At 41.6% G+C, this 18,613-nt stretch carries 13 protein-coding genes, 1 pseudogene and 1 other annotated feature; of the genes and pseudogenes, 9 read left to right on the top strand and 5 right to left on the bottom strand.

From position 1 onward, the window contains the following. Positions 1–11: 11 nt before the first annotated feature. Complete coding sequence (locus UN64_RS11640) at positions 12–1,790, bottom strand: ABC transporter ATP-binding protein (protein WP_077362837.1); 1,779 nt, start codon at positions 1,788–1,790, stop codon at positions 12–14. 180 nt (positions 1,791–1,970) lie between these two features. Here UN64_RS11640 and UN64_RS11635 point away from each other — a divergent pair, with 180 nt between their 5' ends. From UN64_RS11635 to UN64_RS20930, 6 genes and pseudogenes are all read left to right on the top strand, one after another. After that, the gene (locus UN64_RS11635) at positions 1,971–2,849 is read left to right on the top strand and encodes an SMP-30/gluconolactonase/LRE family protein (RefSeq protein WP_425590106.1); all 879 of its coding nucleotides are present in this window, start codon (positions 1,971–1,973) and stop codon (positions 2,847–2,849) included. A 690-nt stretch (positions 2,850–3,539) separates the two neighbouring features. After that, positions 3,540–6,659, top strand: a complete 3,120-nt coding sequence (locus UN64_RS11630) for a GNAT family N-acetyltransferase (RefSeq protein WP_077362833.1) — start codon at positions 3,540–3,542, stop codon at positions 6,657–6,659. Positions 6,660–6,680: 21 nt separating this feature from the next. After that, positions 6,681–7,538, top strand: a complete 858-nt coding sequence (locus tag UN64_RS11625) for an amidohydrolase family protein (protein WP_077362831.1) — start codon at positions 6,681–6,683, stop codon at positions 7,536–7,538. Positions 7,539–7,636: 98 nt separating this feature from the next. Then, positions 7,637–8,197 carry a GNAT family N-acetyltransferase gene (locus tag UN64_RS11620; RefSeq protein WP_077362829.1) on the top strand — a complete coding sequence of 187 codons (561 nt, stop codon included), beginning with the start codon at positions 7,637–7,639 and terminating at the stop codon, positions 8,195–8,197. A 132-nt stretch (positions 8,198–8,329) separates the two neighbouring features. Further along, positions 8,330–8,604, top strand: a binding site (T-box leader). 247 nt (positions 8,605–8,851) lie between these two features. After that, positions 8,852–9,061, top strand: a pseudogene (locus UN64_RS11615) (lysine--tRNA ligase); the annotation flags it as partial. A 393-nt stretch (positions 9,062–9,454) separates the two neighbouring features. Continuing rightward, positions 9,455–9,628 (top strand): hypothetical protein, encoded by a 174-nt coding sequence (locus tag UN64_RS20930; protein WP_171978883.1) that lies wholly within the window; start codon positions 9,455–9,457, stop codon positions 9,626–9,628. A gap of 471 nt (positions 9,629–10,099) precedes the next feature. On the opposite strand, the gene UN64_RS11610 is transcribed toward UN64_RS20930, so the two are convergent. Together UN64_RS11610 and fdhF are read right to left on the bottom strand one after the other, a co-directional pair. Next, complete coding sequence (locus UN64_RS11610; RefSeq protein ID WP_077362827.1) at positions 10,100–10,579, bottom strand: helical membrane plugin domain-containing protein; 480 nt, start codon at positions 10,577–10,579, stop codon at positions 10,100–10,102. A gap of 15 nt (positions 10,580–10,594) precedes the next feature. Further along, the gene (fdhF, locus tag UN64_RS11605; protein ID WP_077362825.1) at positions 10,595–13,531 is read right to left on the bottom strand and encodes a formate dehydrogenase subunit alpha; all 2,937 of its coding nucleotides are present in this window, start codon (positions 13,529–13,531) and stop codon (positions 10,595–10,597) included. A gap of 446 nt (positions 13,532–13,977) precedes the next feature. Between fdhF and UN64_RS11600 the strand changes: the two genes are divergently transcribed. Both UN64_RS11600 and fdhD read left to right on the top strand, forming a co-directional pair. Next, positions 13,978–14,322 (top strand): Na-translocating system protein MpsC family protein, encoded by a 345-nt coding sequence (locus UN64_RS11600; protein WP_077363750.1) that lies wholly within the window; start codon positions 13,978–13,980, stop codon positions 14,320–14,322. A gap of 14 nt (positions 14,323–14,336) precedes the next feature. Continuing rightward, positions 14,337–15,131, top strand: a complete 795-nt coding sequence (gene fdhD / locus UN64_RS11595) for a formate dehydrogenase accessory sulfurtransferase FdhD (protein WP_077362823.1) — start codon at positions 14,337–14,339, stop codon at positions 15,129–15,131. Between the two features lie 66 nt (positions 15,132–15,197). Here the strand turns inward: fdhD and UN64_RS11590 are convergent, their stop codons facing one another. Together UN64_RS11590 and UN64_RS11585 are read right to left on the bottom strand one after the other, a co-directional pair. Beyond that, positions 15,198–15,566: a VOC family protein gene (locus tag UN64_RS11590; protein ID WP_077362821.1), complete on the bottom strand. Its 369-nt coding sequence runs from the start codon at positions 15,564–15,566 to the stop codon at positions 15,198–15,200. 107 nt (positions 15,567–15,673) lie between these two features. Further along, positions 15,674–17,335 carry a serine hydrolase domain-containing protein gene (locus tag UN64_RS11585; protein ID WP_077362819.1) on the bottom strand — a complete coding sequence of 554 codons (1,662 nt, stop codon included), beginning with the start codon at positions 17,333–17,335 and terminating at the stop codon, positions 15,674–15,676. A gap of 226 nt (positions 17,336–17,561) precedes the next feature. Between UN64_RS11585 and mraY the strand changes: the two genes are divergently transcribed. Continuing rightward, positions 17,562–18,512: a phospho-N-acetylmuramoyl-pentapeptide-transferase gene (gene mraY, locus UN64_RS11580; protein WP_077362816.1), complete on the top strand. Its 951-nt coding sequence runs from the start codon at positions 17,562–17,564 to the stop codon at positions 18,510–18,512. Positions 18,513–18,613: the final 101 nt, after the last annotated feature.

The following is an 18,613-nucleotide window of genomic DNA, read 5'->3' as shown; positions in this document are numbered from 1 at the left end:
AACCCCTCCAATTAAACGATTTCTTTTTCAGCAATAGGAAGCTGTGTGGCATCCTCACCTGAAGACAAGTGATAAAAGATTCCTTTTCTTGCCATCAATTCTTCATACGTTCCTTTTTCAGCAGCCTGACCTTGATCGACAACAATAATTTGATCGTAATCTTGTATCGTTGAAAGACGGTGAGCTACAGTAAGGGTGGTTTTTCCATTTAAAAGGGTATCCAATGCACGCTGAACTTCCACTTCGCTCACGTTGTCTAAAGCAGACGTGGCTTCATCGAGCAGGATGATCTTAGGGTCTTTCAAAAACATACGCGCGAGAGAAATCCGCTGCTTTTGTCCACCCGATAGCTTGATACCTCGTTCACCGATCAAAGTGTCATATCCATTCTCGAGTTTCAGTATAAAATCGTGCGCATACGCCGCTTTGGCAGCTTCTTCAATTTGGTCATCTGTTGCATCAGGATTACCAAATCGAATATTTTCCTTTACACTTGAACCGAATAGATACGTTTCCTGAAATACATAGCCGATAGAATCACGGATTTGAGAAATCTTCAAATCTTTTAAAGAAAAACCGTCTAGTAAAATATCACCTTTAGTAGCATCATAAAATCTGCCTAACAGTTTTAGCAGGGTTGATTTTCCGTTCCCGCTCGTGCCGACAAGAGCGATCCTCTCACCTGGCTTAACCATTAAGTTGAAGCCTTTTATGATATCTTCAGAAGCAGGATAGCGGAAGTGAACATTCTTAAACTCTATTTTTCCTTTTATATCAGAAAGCAGGACGGGCTGTTCCGGATCCGTAATCTCAGGTTTGATTTTCATCAATTGATAGATTTTATCAACTTGATACATGAGTACCCGCTGTTCCGTCATAGAAGTAATGACCGCTGTCAATCGGTGCATAGCGGTAAAATAGTAAAGCAGGAAAGCTGAAAATTCACCGACTGTAAGATTATTTGAGCGAACTAAGATAGAACCATAGATTAAGATTGCGATAGCGCCTGCATAATAGGAAAGCCGCCGTACGGTTCCGCGGATATAAGCATAGAGATAGGCTTTTATCATGCTCTGGTTATAAGTATGTACTTTATCGTTCAGGCGTCCGTACTCCCACTTTTCAGAAGAGTAGGCACGCACTTCGAGCAATGAGCTGATTGTTTCATAGATTTTCTTGTTTAATGCAATACGGTTCGTACTTAACTCCTTGCTAAGAAGAGAAGCTTTTCGTTCAAAACGAGGACCGACTACATAATAAAGAAGAAATGCAGGAATGATGATCAATGCCAATTTGACATTCATCGTAAACAGAATAAAAATCGCTAAAATTGAAAAGATGGCTTCTTGAATCATAAAAGGAATGAATTGACGGTAAAGATTTTGAACAGCCGTTACTTCTGTGTTCATTAAGGAAAGGGTTTCTCCGATCGGAGTCTTTTCGAAATAAGAAAACCCTAATTTTCTAAGATGCTGGAAAATACTGAAGTGTATATCTCTCGATGCTTTTTCTTGTACGATGCGCTGAAGATTGTTTCGGACTGTGCTGAGGTAGATCATGATAGCGAGCAATCCTACAGTCCCACCGAGAAGTTTGAAGAACATTTGTGTGTTCTTTTCTGGTACGATGACATCAATAAAATATTGAATGAACTTCGGGATTAACAGTTCGATTCCCGTGATAAAAATACTGCTAAGAATCATGAGAGAGAAGAGCCATTTATAAGGCTTTAAAAAAGATAATGTCCAAAGATAGACCTTAAATAAATGAGAGGCTTTGAGCGTTTCCATAAATCAGCTCCTAACATATTTTGTTATTTTTAAATTGAGCGGAAGTTTTATTTTACAACATGTTTGACAGCGTTTCCATAACTATTTTCTGATTAAGAAATGTTATAATCGATGTCATATTTAAAGTGAATTTCGGGAATGAAGTGGATAGAGTCGAATTGCAAACAGGAGGTTTTAGTATTGAAAGATGAAGCAGAATTAGTATTACCAGCGAAAGCCGAATTAGGCGAAGGGCCATGCTGGGACTCGCGAAATGGTGTATTGTACTGGGTGAATATTTTAGGTAAAACCGTGAATATATACAATCCGGAGACGAATAAAAATAGAGTGATTGATGTGGATCAGCTCGTTGGGACTGTCGTTCCTCGAAAATCGGGTGGAGTTGTTTTAGCCTTGGAAAAAGGATTTTACTATTTGGATTTGGAGACCGAGCAGCTCACCCCGATTTCTGATCCTGAAAACCATCTGCCAGAGAACCGGTTTAATGATGGAAAGTGTGATCCATATGGACGGTTCTGGGCGGGCACACTGAGTTTGAGTGAAGAGCAAGGAAAGGGATCGCTTTACTGTTTATATCAGAATTTAAAAGTGGAGAAAAAAGTTGGTGACCTTACGATATCAAATGGTCTGGCTTGGTCACCTAATCATAAATTCATGTATTTAATCGATACACCGACTAAGAAGGTAACTCGCTTTGATTATGATGGGGAAACCGGAGCAATAGAAAATCCACTAGCTGTCATCGAGTTTAAAGAAGGACAAGGATATCCAGATGGAATGACGATTGATGAAGAGGGAATGCTTTGGATTGCGCATTGGGCTGGAGCACAAGTCTCACGCTGGAATCCTGAGACTGGCGAACAATTGATCTCGATACCAGTTCCAGCATTGAATGTTACATCATGCACGTTTGGTGGTGCTGATTTGAAGACACTCTATATCACGACAGCAAGAAAAAATATGACGGAAGAGGAGCTGGAGAAATATCCGCTCACAGGAGGCCTCTTTAAAATAGAGACAGATGTAAAAGGAAGCCCTGCGTATTCATTTGGCGGTTAAAAAAACTAAATGATTTAATAAAAGCCAATAAGGTGAGCCGGTAGTAGATACTATTGCGGTTTAGCCTTGTTGGCTTTTTACTTCGTAAACACCTTTAGTATGTGTCTATGAGCCGAAATATAAGGTCTATGAACTTATTACTCTATGAGTCAAACTTTAGAATCTATGAGTCAAAGTAAAAGATCTATGAACCAAACGAATTTCTATGAGCCATAGGAATGTCCTATGAGTCAAATCTATTCGCCTATGAACCGTTATAAAAATGAAATCAATTTACTCAATTTTCAATATAATAGCAAATGATTTAAAAACTTCTGAAAATTTCATTTACTTTTTTACCCATATAAATTACAATATCTTAGGTAAGGAAAATATTTCAAATAAAGGAGGCGTTGGACATGATTCAATTTAATTTTGAAACGATGAAAACAATTAAATGTAACGTCCAATACACAACCTTCTTTATGGTATCCGTTTAATTTTAATTACGTGAATCGGAGCCCCGGGATGTGTATGCATTCTGGGGCCTTTTGTGCATTTTTTTAGTGTATCCAAAAGGTCATCAGCATTCTGGTGGCCTTTTTTATTTTTATAAAAGGGGTGCTGACGATGATACAGTTCAGAAAATCGCGTTATAAAAGGTGGAATCGCTAGAACACAATAATTAAAAAACGACAGGAGGCAACAAAAATGGAAGTAATAAAACAATCAGTAATCGATCAAATTACAATCGTAGAATATGATCCGAGCTATGCAGGACGAGTCGCAGAAATGTGGAACAACAGTCGTGACGGCTGGGGCGGCGGCAACACGATCAGAACAGAAGAACAAATCCTAAAACAAGAAGCGAACTCAACAAACCTCCATTTATATTTGGCTCTTGATGGCGATAAGGTCGTCGGTTATTGCAGTCTTGGCGAATACCGAGAAGATGAAGGAGCGCTTTATATCCCTCTTTTAAATGTAAGAGGAGATTACCATGGAAAAAAGATCGGGAAGAAGCTGGTCTTGAAAGCACTCGAGAGAGCGATTGAAATGAAGTGGCCGCGTCTCGATCTTTATACGTGGCCAGGAAATACAAAAGCGGTGCCTCTTTATAAAAAGTGCGGATTCTTTTGGGAAGATCGTGATGACACAACACACCTCATGAACTTCATGCCTTCCGTTATGCAAACCGAGGCAATCGCAGATTTTTTCAATAAAGTGAACTGGTATGAAAGCAGCACCCGAACAATTGAAGTAGTACCTGATGGAAATAAGGACAATGACTTCCATTATTATGAGTACTCTTGGGAAACGAAGAACCAAGAGAAATTAAGAATGGAGTTTGAACGTTTTGGCAGGGGACTTCGTTTAATCGAAACGGATGACTATCTGATCTCTGCTACAGTAGAGGACTTCAATCTTGTATTTGGTTCTGAATATAAGATTCAATATCGTGTTATCAATAAGTCGGGCAAACCATTAACGGTAGCGATTGAAGGGATGAACGACAAAAATATCGAGTTTCAGGTCTCTAGGGAAACAACGGTAAAAAGTGAAGAGACTATTGAAATACCTTTTACAGTAAATCCGATCGATGAAGAACAGAGCGTTTGGCGGACACATCCAACTGTATCTGCAATGCTGACAATCAACGGAGAAAAAGCATTATTTAAAGTCGGAATCAGACCTAAGTTCCCATTGAATTTGAGCTGCAAACTTTCAGATGCATTGACGTTTGCAGGGAATTCATCGACGTTCTATATAGATTTAGAAAATAATTTTAATGAAGAGGCTGCGTTTTCTTTTGAACTGCCTGAGTCAGAATTAATCAATATGGAAAACCGCAAATTCTGTATTACGTTAGCACCGAACGCAAAACAATCCGTACCTGTGAAATTCTCATTGACGAAGCATGGATTCTATTCTGCTGACCTTGAGATTACAGCTACGAAAAAGGATGGCAACTCTGTTGTTTTCTCCAAAAAGATAGGAACTGCCTTTAAAGGGATCGGAACAAAATTTGCAGGTGAATGTGATGATTATTATCACGTGTACAACAGTCAATATCATTTAATCCATGAGAAGTTCAACAACTGGCTCAAGCCTGGGAAAGGAAGTAAAGACTACAAACTGGCGTTGATGTGTCCGAAGCTCGGCAAACCATTTTCAGAAGAACTGTCACGCATTCGTCCTCTGCGTGTAGAGCCGATCTTTAAAGAGGGATACGCTGGTATGAAGGCTGTCTATCGTTCAAATGCATTCCCTGGTCTTGAGCTTGCTTCCATTGTGAAATTATTCAGTGAAGGTTTGGTTGAGCAGCATTATGAAATCACGAATACAGAAGACACAGGAACAGCAGAAGAAGTTTGGCTGAACAATCCAATTTTTAGCCGTCTATTAGAGCGAGCGGTAATGCCCTATAAGGGAGAAATTTTGGAACTTAACGATTCGATGGGATCTTTTCTGGACTATTGGAAAAGCCAGAACCTTTCTGAAAACTGGATTTTCTTAAGAGGACAGAACAATCCTCGAGGAATCTCCTGGTCAAAAGATGAAAGCATTCATTTTGCATCATGGTTTATGTATTTTGAACATAACCTTGGGAAATTGACTGCACATCAAACGGTACAGACAAAACCGGTTGTGTTTTCAATCGGTGCATTCCATGACTGGCAGTCTTTCCGCGAATATGCGGTGCAAAAGAGTGATATGCCTGCTGAGAGCCTTACGAACCATATAACTTTTTCCGTGAATGATGGGAACCCATTTGTGAGCGGAACTGAAGTAAAGGCATCTGTTAAAGATTATAAATCAGCGTTCTTTAACGGAATGATTGAAATTAAGCTGGACGATGAAATTCTTCAAAGCCACTTGTTTGCTTCAGATGAGGAAATGACAAGGGCATCGTTTGAAGTTCCACTAGCTGCTGAGGAATCGGTTCACGTTCTAACCTCCAAAATGAGTTTGGATTCAGTCGATATTACGCGTCAAACTGCGGCTTTTGTCATGAAGGAAACACCGGTTCTTTTCGAGAAAAGCATAAAGGGTGATTTAGAAGTTTTGTCTGTAGAAAATGGTGAGATGAAGATTTCGGCTTCTGGCAAATTTGCACCGAGTTTGTTTTCTCTTACTTATAAAGGTCAGGAGTGGATGGATTCAGCATTCCCGAAACCGGCTCCGAAATCGTGGTGGAATCCATGGTTTGGAGGGATTTCAGGGCTTGTTGAAGGAACGAGTTTGAACTCTCTTTTAAAAGAGGAAAGTATCGTGGAATTTGCTGAGAAAGAGGACAGCAAAGGAAACGTGTGGAAGGGCTTGAAGATATCCACAAATTACGAAAAGCATGAAACTTTTAAGGGGCTTGAGATCCATAAGTATTTCTTAATGCTGCCGGGAGTTCCCGTTCTTTGCCACACTACAGAAATTGTTCAAACGATGGGAAGTTATCTGGAGGGTAAGAATTTCTATACCGGATGCTTCTTAAATCCAGGACCAGAACTTACAAAGAACTGGGCGAGTTTCCAGAGTGAAAAAGGTGAATGGGCGATGGTTTATGGCGGAAAAGGCGAACAGGAGATGACCGTTGACCGTAGCGTTGTGTTCGGCAGCGATGATCACGAGAATCTGCTGCAGATTGTTGCTAATAAGAACGCTACATTTGTGGATTCTTATATCAACAAAGAAGTGATAGAGCTCGGATATGCTGAGAAACTTCACTTAGCTCATGGTTCTAAGCATTTTACCGCGCCAGTATTCTATCTTTTCAATAACAAGGTAGTTCCAGATACCGCTTTAGTAGATTTAAAGAAGATTCGTTTTTGTTAACTTCTACAAGGGAGAGAGTCCATGAAAATCATCGACGCACATATGCATTATTCGAACATTGAAAGCTTCAAGCACACGGCAATCAACCTGTCCAAACTGGACTATTCCTATGACGGAATTATAAAGGAGTACGATGATGCTGGTGTTGTTCTCGGGATTGCGATGGGGTTGACTGAGAAAGAGGTTGAGGGGTTTCCGGATCCCTTGACTGCTACACCGATGGGAATCGATTTAGAAGAGAGCATTCCTGAAAACGTCGTGTATTGTGCAGGCATCAATCCGCATCATTTAAGTGAGAAGGAACTAGCAGAACTTGAAGAAACGGTGCAAAAGCCGGAAGTGGTAGGATTGAAAATCTACTTAGGCTATTATCCATTTTATGCGTATGACGAAGTATACCAGCCGGTCTATAAGCTTGCTGCAAAATATGGGCTGCCGGTTGTTTTTCACACGGGGGATACGTATTCAGAGCGGGGATTGCTGAAGTATTCTCATCCGTTGACGCTGGATGAAGTAGCTGTCATGCACCGCGATGTGAATTTTATGATGGCTCATTTTGGTGACCCGTGGACACTGGACGGAGCAGAGGTAGTTTACAAGAATCGCAACATGTATGCGGATCTCTCCGGGCTAGTCGTTGGGACGAGAGAAGATATTAATAGATACAAAGATTCACCGCGGTTCTTTAACCACCTGAAGCATGCACTGACTTTTACGGATAACTATGAGAAGTTTTTGTTCGGAACAGACTGGCCGCTCGTGCCAATCCAGCCATACATTGATTTTGTGAAAGAGATCATACCGGAAGAGCATCATGAGGATGTTTTTTACAATACGGCGGTAAAGATTTTTCCGAAGATCAGACCATTTTTAAAATAATTGATAAAGAGTGAGAGGGGTGATGCCTTTGGTACATGTTACTGGAATTTATCTAAAGAAGTTTAATAGAAACCAAACGGAAAGAAGGGATCACCCCTATGATTACAGGAAAAAAAGTAGAGTTGCGGCCGGTATCATTGGAAGACCATAAGCGATCGTACCATTGGCGAAACGATGAAGAAACAGCACGATTTGATGCGGGTTCGGGTCTATATCGCTATAGCCATGTACCGCTCGAACAAATTGAAGCCAGCTATGAAAAAGATATTCGTACCATTGATAAGCGAGAGGTAGGAGAATTCTCGATTTATACCCTCGGAGAAGAATCGCGGCATATTGGTTCAATCGGGTATCGGAATCTTGATATTGTTTCACGACGGTGCGTGGTCGGTCTTGGAATTGGAGAAAAAGAGCTGTGGGGCAAGGGCTATGGAACAGATGCACTAAAAGCTTTAATCAACTACCTGTTTAAGACGATGAACTTAAGAAGGATTCAATTGGATACAACATGGAGCGGCAACACTCGTGCGGTCCGTTCCTATGAAAAATGCGGTTTTGTGATTGAAGGACGTCTGAGAGAAGATACTTTTATCGATGGAAAGTACTATGACACCATCGTGATGGGACTGTTGAGGGAAGAGTTTCACTATGAATCTTAGTATCACATCATTTTTTCGGGGGATCACATAATTTTGGCGGCATAAAGGATGGGAAACGACACTTGAAAAATATTCGCAAAAAAATTTTTGACATCTTTTAAAAAACTTCGTATACTAATAAAAATTTAACAAAAATTGGCTATGAAGAGAACGAGTAATTAAGCTGTGTTATTCCCAGAGAGCTCTTGGTTGGTGAGAAAGAGCAATAATCGTCTTAATGAAAAAAACCTCTGAGCCTTGTACGGATGCGAGGGAATCCTCGCTGATACTACAACGGGTTCTCCCGTTATAGAGATAGGGTATGCGCAAGTGATTGTTTTTCATTGCCGTACCTGAAGAGGTTGATATGGCAACATGTTAACAAACTGAGGTGGTACCGCGAATGCTCATAAGCTCTCGTCCTCAAGATGAACAATCTTGGGGGTGAGGGCTTTTTTGTTATTGAAGGGTATTCGAGTCTAGGTTTTTGTCGTAACTTGTCGTCCCGTGGTTATTTTTCGATTACCGTGGGATTAATTCAATTAACGTAAGAAAAAAATTGATTTCCGTGGGATTAATACTGTATTTCGTTGGATTGTGCTCTCAATTACCCAGAGGGGTAATGATAAACGTTCAATATATAATCCAACTATAAAAAATTTGAGGTGATGAAAGATGCATTGGGCATATCGAATAGCAGAAGAATTAATCAGAAAACATCCTGGGCGAGAAACTTTTGTTTGCGCTTCCGGAATCAGTCCGTCAGGTTCCGTTCATATGGGAAACTTCCGTGAAGTTGTTACAACTTATTTTGTAGTGAGGGCTCTGCAGCAGTTAGGTAAGGAAACACGCTTCATATTTTCGTGGGATGACTTTGATCGTTTCCCGCACCTATCCTTATAAACAAACAAAATAAATCGGGCTGTTTTGAATTCTATAATAGGTTATTTATGTGATTAGTTGATTCTCACCATTTTTATGAGGAAGAGGTTTTGATGACACTGGGGTAGATTTTTATAAATCAATATAAAATCAGGTGCATTTCTTCAAGAAGGAGAAATACATTTTTGAATTACTAAAGCACAGAGGAAACGAATGATTTCAAAAATTATATTCAGAATTACGACAGCACTCAGCATTATTTGGGTGCTGTTATTCGATATGTACAAGCACTTTCTAAATTATTTCATAAAATATTATAATCGAAGGTTTACCTTCGAGAACAAAAGGGGGTTTTAGTTATGAGTTGGAAGGAAAGTTCTTCGAGTAACCATTCTTGTGATTGCCATAAGAAAGATAATCATAAACATCATGATTGTGGCTGTCACAAAAAAGACGATCATAAACATCACAAGTGTGACTGCCACGAAAAAAGAAATAAGTGTGACAAAAGTAGTTGGAATAAACATCGAAATGATAACGAATGGCGAAGACGTTGTAGAAACAGGTTAGAAAGAGTTCAAGTGGTTTCAGAAGCTAGAAACAGTGGTTCAGGCAATAGTTTAGACAATGGGTCTGGACATGGACTTGGAGAGTGCAGTCATAAAAAGAGAAAGAAAAGATGATTTGGTCGTATAAACGAACAAACACCTAAAAAAGGTACCTGATTGGGTACCTTTTTTTATTTCAAGTATGGGGGGCAGGGTCACGCAATTCACTCACCTTGGGGAGGTCGTTCAGGTATGGGCACTTAGGGCAATTAATTTAAAATTATAAAGCTTTAAAAAGGAAAAATCAGAACTTGTCTTATTCTACAATCGGGTGCGATTGTTGAAGATGGTTATAAGTAAACGACCAGACAAAAAAATCTGGTCGTTTTTTTATGTCATATCCAATTATAGTGCTATTTCACCTGCTAAAAGGATTGTGAATTACAATTTTCTCCTCCAAAAGAGAACCCGTTACCAAAAGGTCATCTTTTCTTTATTTCTTCAATTCCTGCCCCATGCCTTTTAAGAAATGAAGGCCAAAGCCGATTGCTCGGTTAATGTCAGGGTCTTTCAGAGACTTAACAAGATCGAATGCTCCAATCTTTTGTTCACTCTCCACAAATGTTTCACCTTGCTTCAAACCAGAAACGACGCTATCGAGAAGTTTCGCGGTCACTTCTGGATCCATCTTCGTCAGGACGCCAGCTGCACCCATCAGATTGTTTATCATGTTCGTGACCGGTTCGCGTGAGGCTTGACCTAGTGCGATACTTGCAATCTTGTCTTTTGCTTCAAGCATGGCATTGGCTGCTTCCAACGCGCCTATCTTATCGAGCTCTCCAATAAAATCGAGCGCCTTTGTTAAGGCTGCGTCTTTTTCCGATAATGCTTTTTGAAGTTCGGCGAGTTTTTCCTGCTGGATCTGTTCTTCTGTTTTTACATTCTTCTTAACAACTGTAATCGGTTCTGCCATATCAAATCAGCCCTCCTACACTTCATCCGTCAGGTGGACATAGCCAGGACGGTTCCATTTTCTATCTACTTCCACGCCATTTTGCGGATAACGTTTCTTGTTTCTCGGGTTGTTGCCAGGCAGCTTCACTTCGCCTTCACGACTGATGATCTCCATTCGTACTTTTGTCTGCTTATAAGCAGGTGTACGTGTTCGGTGGTCAACGGCCGGTCCGGTCAGGAAGTTGATGGCGGACTCTTTATCCACCGAGTTCATCGGCAGGTAAAGCTCGTTGTTTTTAACGCGATCGGTAACAAGTGCGTTCAGCTTTACGGCTCCAAAAGGAGAGATAAGCCGGACGACCGAACCATCAATTAAACCGCGTTCCTCGGCAAGACTTGGCGACACTTCAACAAACACATCAGGCACTTTATGCTGAATTCCTCTCGATTTGTTCGTCAGGTTACCTTCATGGAAGTGCTCCAGCATACGCCCGTTGTTGATGTGCAGGTCAAATTCTTCAGGGAACTCAGCTGGCAGCATCCAGTCAGAAAGTGCAAAGCGCGCTTTTTTATCAGGGAAGTTAAAGCCATCTGTATAAAGAAGCGGTGTGCTCTTGCCGCTGAAATCTCCCCAAAGAAAGCTGCCCCAGCCCTCAAGAATGTCATAGTTAGCTTCTCCAAACAACGGTGCTAATGACGCCATCTCTGCAAAAATCTCGCTTGGGTGCGAGTAGTTCCAGTCAGCTCCCATACGGATGGCAATCGCCTGGATGATTTCCCAGTCCGGCCGTGAACCGCCAGTTGTCGGAAGCGCTTGGTATAATCGCTGAACACGGCGTTCCGTATTCGTGAACGTTCCCTCTTTTTCTAAGGAAGGCGCCGCTGGTAAAATCACATCTGCATATTGAGCGGTCTTCGATAAGAAAATATCTTGAACAACAAAGAAATCAAGCTGAGACAGCATGTCATGGACGTGGTTCGAGTTAGAATCCACTAGAGCCATGTCTTCACCGATCAAGTACATCGCCTTGATCTCGCCTTTCCCGATTCCTTCAACCATTTGGATGTTGTCTTTTCCTGGTTTGCCGTCGATCGATACGCCATACGCTTTTTCAAATTTTGCACGGGCGACATCATCGGTAATGTGCTGATAGCCAGGCAGCCATGCTGGAAGGCTACCCATGTCACAAGCGCCTTGAACGTTGTTATGTCCACGAAGCGGATAAGCTCCAGCACCAGGCCGGCGATAGTTTCCAGTTGCTAAAAGGAGGTTCGAAATGGCAGCTGACGTATCACTTCCGCCCGTGTTCTGCGTAACACCCATGCCCCATAGGACACATGTGCCATCAGCGTCGTGGATCATTTTCGCCACATCGATCAATGTCTCTTGCTTCAAACCTGTGATCTCTTCTGCATATTCAAGAGTGTACTTCTCTAAAACTTCCTTAAATTCATCAAGAAAATGAACGTTATCATCAATAAACTTCTGATCGTGCCAGCCTTGATCGATGATGTACTTTGTAACGGCCATCAGCCACACCTGATCGGTTCCTTGTTTTGGACTTATAAAAATGTCCGAACGCTCAGCAAGTTCATGTTTGCGAAGATCAGCGACGATCAGTTTTTGACCGTGAAGCTTGTGTGCACGTTTTACACGAGTCGCAAGTACAGGATGACCTTCTGTCGGGTTCGCACCAACAACAATAACAAGTCCGGCTTCAGCGATATCTTGAATCGTACCGGCGTCACCACCCATACCGACTGTTCGGAACAGACCGTCTGTTGCAGGTGACTGACAATAACGGGAGCAGTTATCTACGTTGTTCGTTCCGAAAACTTGGCGTGCCAGCTTCTGCATCAAATAGTTTTCTTCATTCGTAATTTTAGATGAAGATACGAACCCAAGAGCATTGCTTCCGTAATCTTGTTTGATCTGGCTCATCTTACTCGCAATCAAAGATAGCGCTTCATCCCAAGTTGATTCTACAAACACTCCGTCTTTACGGATAAGAGGAGTAGTCAGGCGTTCCTCAGAATTCACGAAATCCCAACCGAATTTTCCTTTTACACATGTGGAGATTGCGTTAACAGGGCCTTCACTCGGCTCTACTTTTAAAATTTTTCTGCCTTTTGTCCATACTTCGAACGAACAGCCGACACCGCAGAACGTACAAACCGTTTTCGTCTTTTTCGTACGAGTCTCACGCATAGCTGCTTCCACTTCAGATACGGCGAAAATACCGCTGTAGCCAGGCTCAACTTCTTTTACAAGTTCGACCATCGGCTCAAGTAGATCTTCCTTCAATCCAGTCATGAAACCAGCTTCACCGAGCATTGATTTTTCCATTAAGGCGTTGCACGGACAAACCGTTACACACTGTCCGCAGCTGACACAAGAGGACTCGTCGATACTGGAACCAGCATCCCAAATAACACGCGGGCGTTCACGTTCCCAATCGATCGAAAGTGTCTCGTTCACCTGGAGGTTCTGACATACTTCCACGCACTGGCCGCACGTGATGCACTGGTTTGCATCATAACGGTAGAACGGGTGAGACATATCGATATCCACCGTTTCTTCTTTTGGCGAGTAGGGAATAGACTGATGTTCGATTTCCATCAGTTCAGCCGTGTTATGCAGTTTGCAGTTTCCGTTGTTGTTATCACAGACTGTGCAATAGAGAAGGTGATTTTCCAGAAGGCGGTCCATCGCCTGATTTTGTGCATCCTTCGCTCGAGAGGAGGAGCGAAGGATGCTCATGCCGTCTAGTGCCATCGTCGAGCACGAACGCATCAGTTTGCCATCTACCTCAACGATACATGTGTCACACGTCTCGATCGGATCCACTTGCGGCGTGTAGCAAATTTGAGGATGAGGCAGTTCATTTTTGTTGATGATATCCAGGATGGACGTTCCAGTTGGTGCTTCGTACGCCTTCCCGTCGATCTTGATTTGAATCATTTTATCCATTTCAGACCTTCCTTTCAAATATGAAAGTACAAAAAAATCCACCACGAAAGCACAAATTCTATGAAGCGCAGAAAATGTGTATCATGGTGGAATAGTTTAATAGCAGAACTTACTATTGAGCCAATCCAACATTTATATTTCCCATAAGCAGCGAATCTCTTCGTCAGTTTTGTCCATCCGGTACTCACGTATTAAGATACGCTCCGTTCCTCTGAACTTCACTTCCTCGACCTTCTTGCTTCTGAAAAATATATGAGTTATGTAATTCGGTAAGAGGGAAGAAGAACAAAACATTATTCCTGCATCCAACTTTTCTCCTCTTATTATAGCGTTTTCATAGAAAAAGAACAATGAATCTTCAAAGCTTGCTAAATTTTTTCACGTGCGAAAAGTAAGTACATCATGTATGATTAGTAAAAAATGGAGAAACAGTGGTGATGGTTCAAATGTCTAAGAAGGTACATGATTTTAATGATATTATCCGAAAGCTGCGAAAAAATTTATTAGGAAAAGGGCCAGAGAAAATTCACACGGTTTTTGTTGAAAACATGGCGATCTCAACCATGTACGGCAACTTGACTCCTACTGAGAAGTTTATCGCGAGAACATCTGAAGGCAAAGAAATGGTGCATGCAGCCAGAACGCGCCTCATCCAGGATATTTACGCGACAGCACCGCCAGAAGGTTTAGAAGATGTGACGGGTGCAAAGTTTGTATATCTGTTCTCAGATTTTAAAGTTGATGAAGACATGGCCGTATCTGTATTTGTTTTCGATAAACCCATCGCTTAAGGGGGAAACCACTCATGAAACCTGTTGTAACAAAACGTGAAGTTCTTCATTTTAAAAAGGGTGAAACGTCTCAAGTGGAAGACACCATCGTAACCGAACTTCCAGTGACGATCAAAATCAACGGGGAAGAATTCGTGACGATGGTTTGCAGTCCGGAGTACATAGAAGACATGGTTGTCGGCTATCTTGCATCAGAAGGCATTATACGAAACTATAAGGATATTAAAGACATCTGGGTACAAGAGGACGGAAGCTATGTTCATGTTACGACGGATCGGCTGAACCCTTTGTATCAAAACCTGCAGAATAAAAGATACATAACCTCATGCTGTGGGATGAGCAGACAAGGGTTTGTCTTTGCGAACGATGCGCTTACGGCAAAATCTATGAACGAAGTCCGGGTGAGAGTGACGCCTGAAGATTGTTTCCGTTTGATGAATGAAATGCAGGGAACAGCAGGTGTTTTTAAAGAAACAGGCGGTGTGCATAATGCAGCACTGTGTGATGTGAACGGAATCGTGCTGAGCCGGATGGATATCGGTCGGCATAATGCCCTTGATAAAATCTATGGATATTGCTTGAAGAATGATATTTTCATAGGGGACAAGATCCTCGTGTTCAGCGGAAGGATTTCATCAGAGATCTTGTTAAAAGTAGCGAAGATTGGATGCGAGATCGTATTATCCAAGTCCGCCCCGACCGAATTTGCCCTGCAGTCAGCAGAAGAACTTGGAATTACGACGGTTGGGTTTATCCGTGGAGACTCGATGAACGTGTATACGAGACCTGAGAGGATTATTACGGAATGAAACTGGTTAGGAATAAGGTAAAGAGAAATGAGCAGTCCACCTTTATGGTGTGACTGCTTTTTTGAATTAATTGTGTACTTGGAGTTTATTTCCACTGGGATCAAAGAAATGAAAATAGCTGTGCCCGTTGTCTTCTTGTATCTCATCCACTTTTACATTTTGATTTGATAGATATGAATGCAGCTCTTTAATATTTGAAGTTGTAAATCCGATAGAAAATTCCGCTTGTCCGTTTATGGTGAAATGCCCCCGGGAATCTGGATCTCCCTGTACTAAAATCAGTAATGGACCGGACTTCAGCTCTATAACAGCAAGTTTTTCATCGCTGTGTCTTAATTGAAATCCTAAACATTCCGTGTACCATGTAATGGACTCTTGAAGATCTAGCACAGGTATCCTAAAGTAATGCATCTCATGAATTAATGATTTACTCATTGTTGTTCCTCCTAATGATTTCTATTTACATATTTCGGTAATAATTGTCATATTCCTTCAAAAAAATAAGCAGTTCTGCTACAAAGAGCAAAGCTGCTTCATGCTTTTTACCAATTGCGCTGTTCCCACTGGCTATCGGTTACTTCCAATCTCTCTTTTTTTCCTTCCGAATCAGTAGCATACACATCATCTACATACCAGCCTCTGCCGTTTACAGATCCATCCGTCTGATAGAGGAAGCGAACGAATTGTGTTCCATCAGGAAGTTCCACTTTTTCGTGCGACCATTTTTCATCCTTACCTGTGTAAACTTCAGGTAAGTTCGTCCAAGTTTCACCGTCTTCAGAAACCTGAACCAGCCCTTTGTCACTGCCGGTTTCGATGCTGAACCAGTTTTGGAAGTGAAGTGTATTCTGATCCTCTGCAAGTTTAAAAGTTAAATTCTTTGCAAGTTTATCGCCATACCCCGCAAACCAAGCTTTATCCTTTTGTCCTATAGTGACGGAAATCGAATCTCCAGCTAGACGAGCCACTTCACGTCTGATCGGATTCATCGAAACGGTAGCCCGAGATGGATGGACCCGGTTCGTTAACGTTAAAACGATCATCTGATTTTTTGGCGATACGACCATTGACGTCCCTGTATATCCAGTATGACCGAGAGTCTCTTCATTTGCTAAAGAGTCCATGTACCAGCCTTGATTCAATTCCCAGCCGAGTCCGTGTGAGTTGCTAGGGAACTGAGGAAGCTGGTTTTCAGTTAATAAGCGAACTGTTTCTGGCTCAAGAATTTGAGTCGAACCATACTTTCCTTTTTGTAAAATCATGTGGCCGAAAACGGCGAGGTCTTTAGCGGTTGAGAAAACTCCAGCATGACCTGCTACACCGTCAAGACTCCATGCATTTTCGTCATGAACACTGCCCCAAACCATGCCACGTCCGATGTTTGGCTGAAATTCTGTTGCTGCCACACGGTCACGAAGTTCAGCAGGAGGATTGTACATCGTATCTTTCATTCCGAGCGGCTCTGTGATGTTTTCTTTTACAAACGCATCAAGTCTTTGACCCGACAATCTTTCAACTAAAACACCTAGTGTGATTAAATTCAGGTCACTGTATGTATAGGTCGTGCCAGGCTGATTTTTTAACTGGTATTTTAACGCGATCTGCAGCCTGTCTTCACGGTTCGTTCCCATGTTGTAAAGCGGAATCCATGCGGTAAAGCCAGAGGTGTGCGTCATGATCTGCCTGATCGTTACTGATTCTTTACCATTCTCATTAAATTCAGGAATATACTTTCCGACGGGGTCATCCAGCTCGAATTTTCCTTGTTCATACAGCTGCATCGCAGCAGTTGTAGTGAAAAGCTTGGAGATGGAGGCGATGTCGAAAATCGTATCCTTTTTCATCTCTACAGGGTTGTCCATTTCCGTAAACTGATCGTCTGTATAGCGAGCGGAGTAGCCATAAGCATCATGCTTTGCGATGCTTCCGCTGCGTGCCACAAGAACAACAGCTCCCGGCATCGTCCGTTTCTCCATTTCACTTTCGATAAAAGAATCGATTCTCTGAAGCGGCTCTCTTTTGAGTGAAGCGCTTTCAGGAGTCCCCGGGTGAAGGACAGCAGAAGGCTGAACAGAACGGTTCCAATCTCCTGGTTTAATTTGATTGTTGATTGAAGAATCTTCGGCAAAAATGGCAGGGGTTACACTGGATAAAAGCATGGCTGTACTTAGCATGGTACAAACTAATACGCGTTTTCCTTTCATTTGTACATCTCCTTATTCTGAAAATTCTTACACTTTATTACAGTATCAATCCAGAAAAGGTGTGTCCATCACTCAGAAGACCCACAGCACAAGGACCTATAGAATTGTCAGAATTGTTTGGGGTCTGTCCCGGGTCTGTCCCGGGACAGACCCCCTTTTAATTTTGAAGGAACATTTTGCCTTTTATCGAATTCTATATAAATGGCAAACTTGAAAGGAGATTATCGTGCTTCTACAGCTAACACCTGCATTTATTACGTTTTTATTAACGGTTCTTATAGCCCCTGTATTGATTTTCACTCTAAAAAGATTAAAACTGACCCAGCCGATCAGGGTGGAACTTCCAGCGGACCATCAGGAAAAGAAGGGAACACCCCTCATGGCGGGGAGTGTATTCTTCGTAGGAATCATAGTCGCTTTGTTTTATTACACAAGTCCCAGCATGCTCTTTTTGGTAGGTGTATTTATATTATTTAGTTTCATAGGTTTTCTTGATGATTTTTGGAAAGCGTCAAAACAAGATCCTGGCGGGGTGTCAGGGAGAACAAAGCTTATCTTTCAATTTGGATTTACGATATTGCTTTTATATATTGGCATCGATCTGTTCAACATTGATACGAGCATCAGGGTGACGGAATCCTTCCACATTGTCTTGCCATACATTCCATATCTTGTGATTATCACACTATTTATCGTAGGTACCGCCAATGCGATCAATTTTACTGACGGAATGGACGGGCTGTTGGGCATGGTTGCAATCCCTACATACTTCTTTTTCTTTGTGATCACGGAGAATACAGAAGTGAAAGTTTTTTGTTTAGTCATGATCGCGACCATACTTGGTTTCTTGATCTATAACTTATATCCGGCAAAAGCGTTTATGGGGGATACAGGTTCTTTAGCGTTAGGAGGAACGTTATCATTTCTCGCAATCATTGAAAACGTAGAAATCTTGATTCCAATTCTATTTATCATCTATCTTGCCGAACAACTATCTGTCATCATTCAAGTAGCCTATTTTAAAAGGACGAAGAAGAAACTGTTCAGCTTTACACCAATACATTACCATTACGGCATAAAACATGGCTGGTCTGAAAATATGATCGTTACCGTATTTGCCATGGTCTCATGGGCTGCGTGCGGAATTTGCCTGATTTATTTTGAAATGTTTATGTAGTTTTGCTCGTTTCTATAAGATTGTTGCTTGAACATCACAGTAAGACTCTTGTCTCTGAATTAAATTATAATATCTATTATGAGCTAAACAATAAGGGGGAA

Origin of the sequence: Fictibacillus arsenicus (genome assembly GCF_001999465.1) — a bacterium.
GTDB lineage: Bacteria > Bacillota > Bacilli > Bacillales > Fictibacillaceae > Fictibacillus > Fictibacillus arsenicus.
Note: the sequence above shows the minus strand (reverse complement) of the source record. Positions and strands in the feature narration are given on the sequence as shown.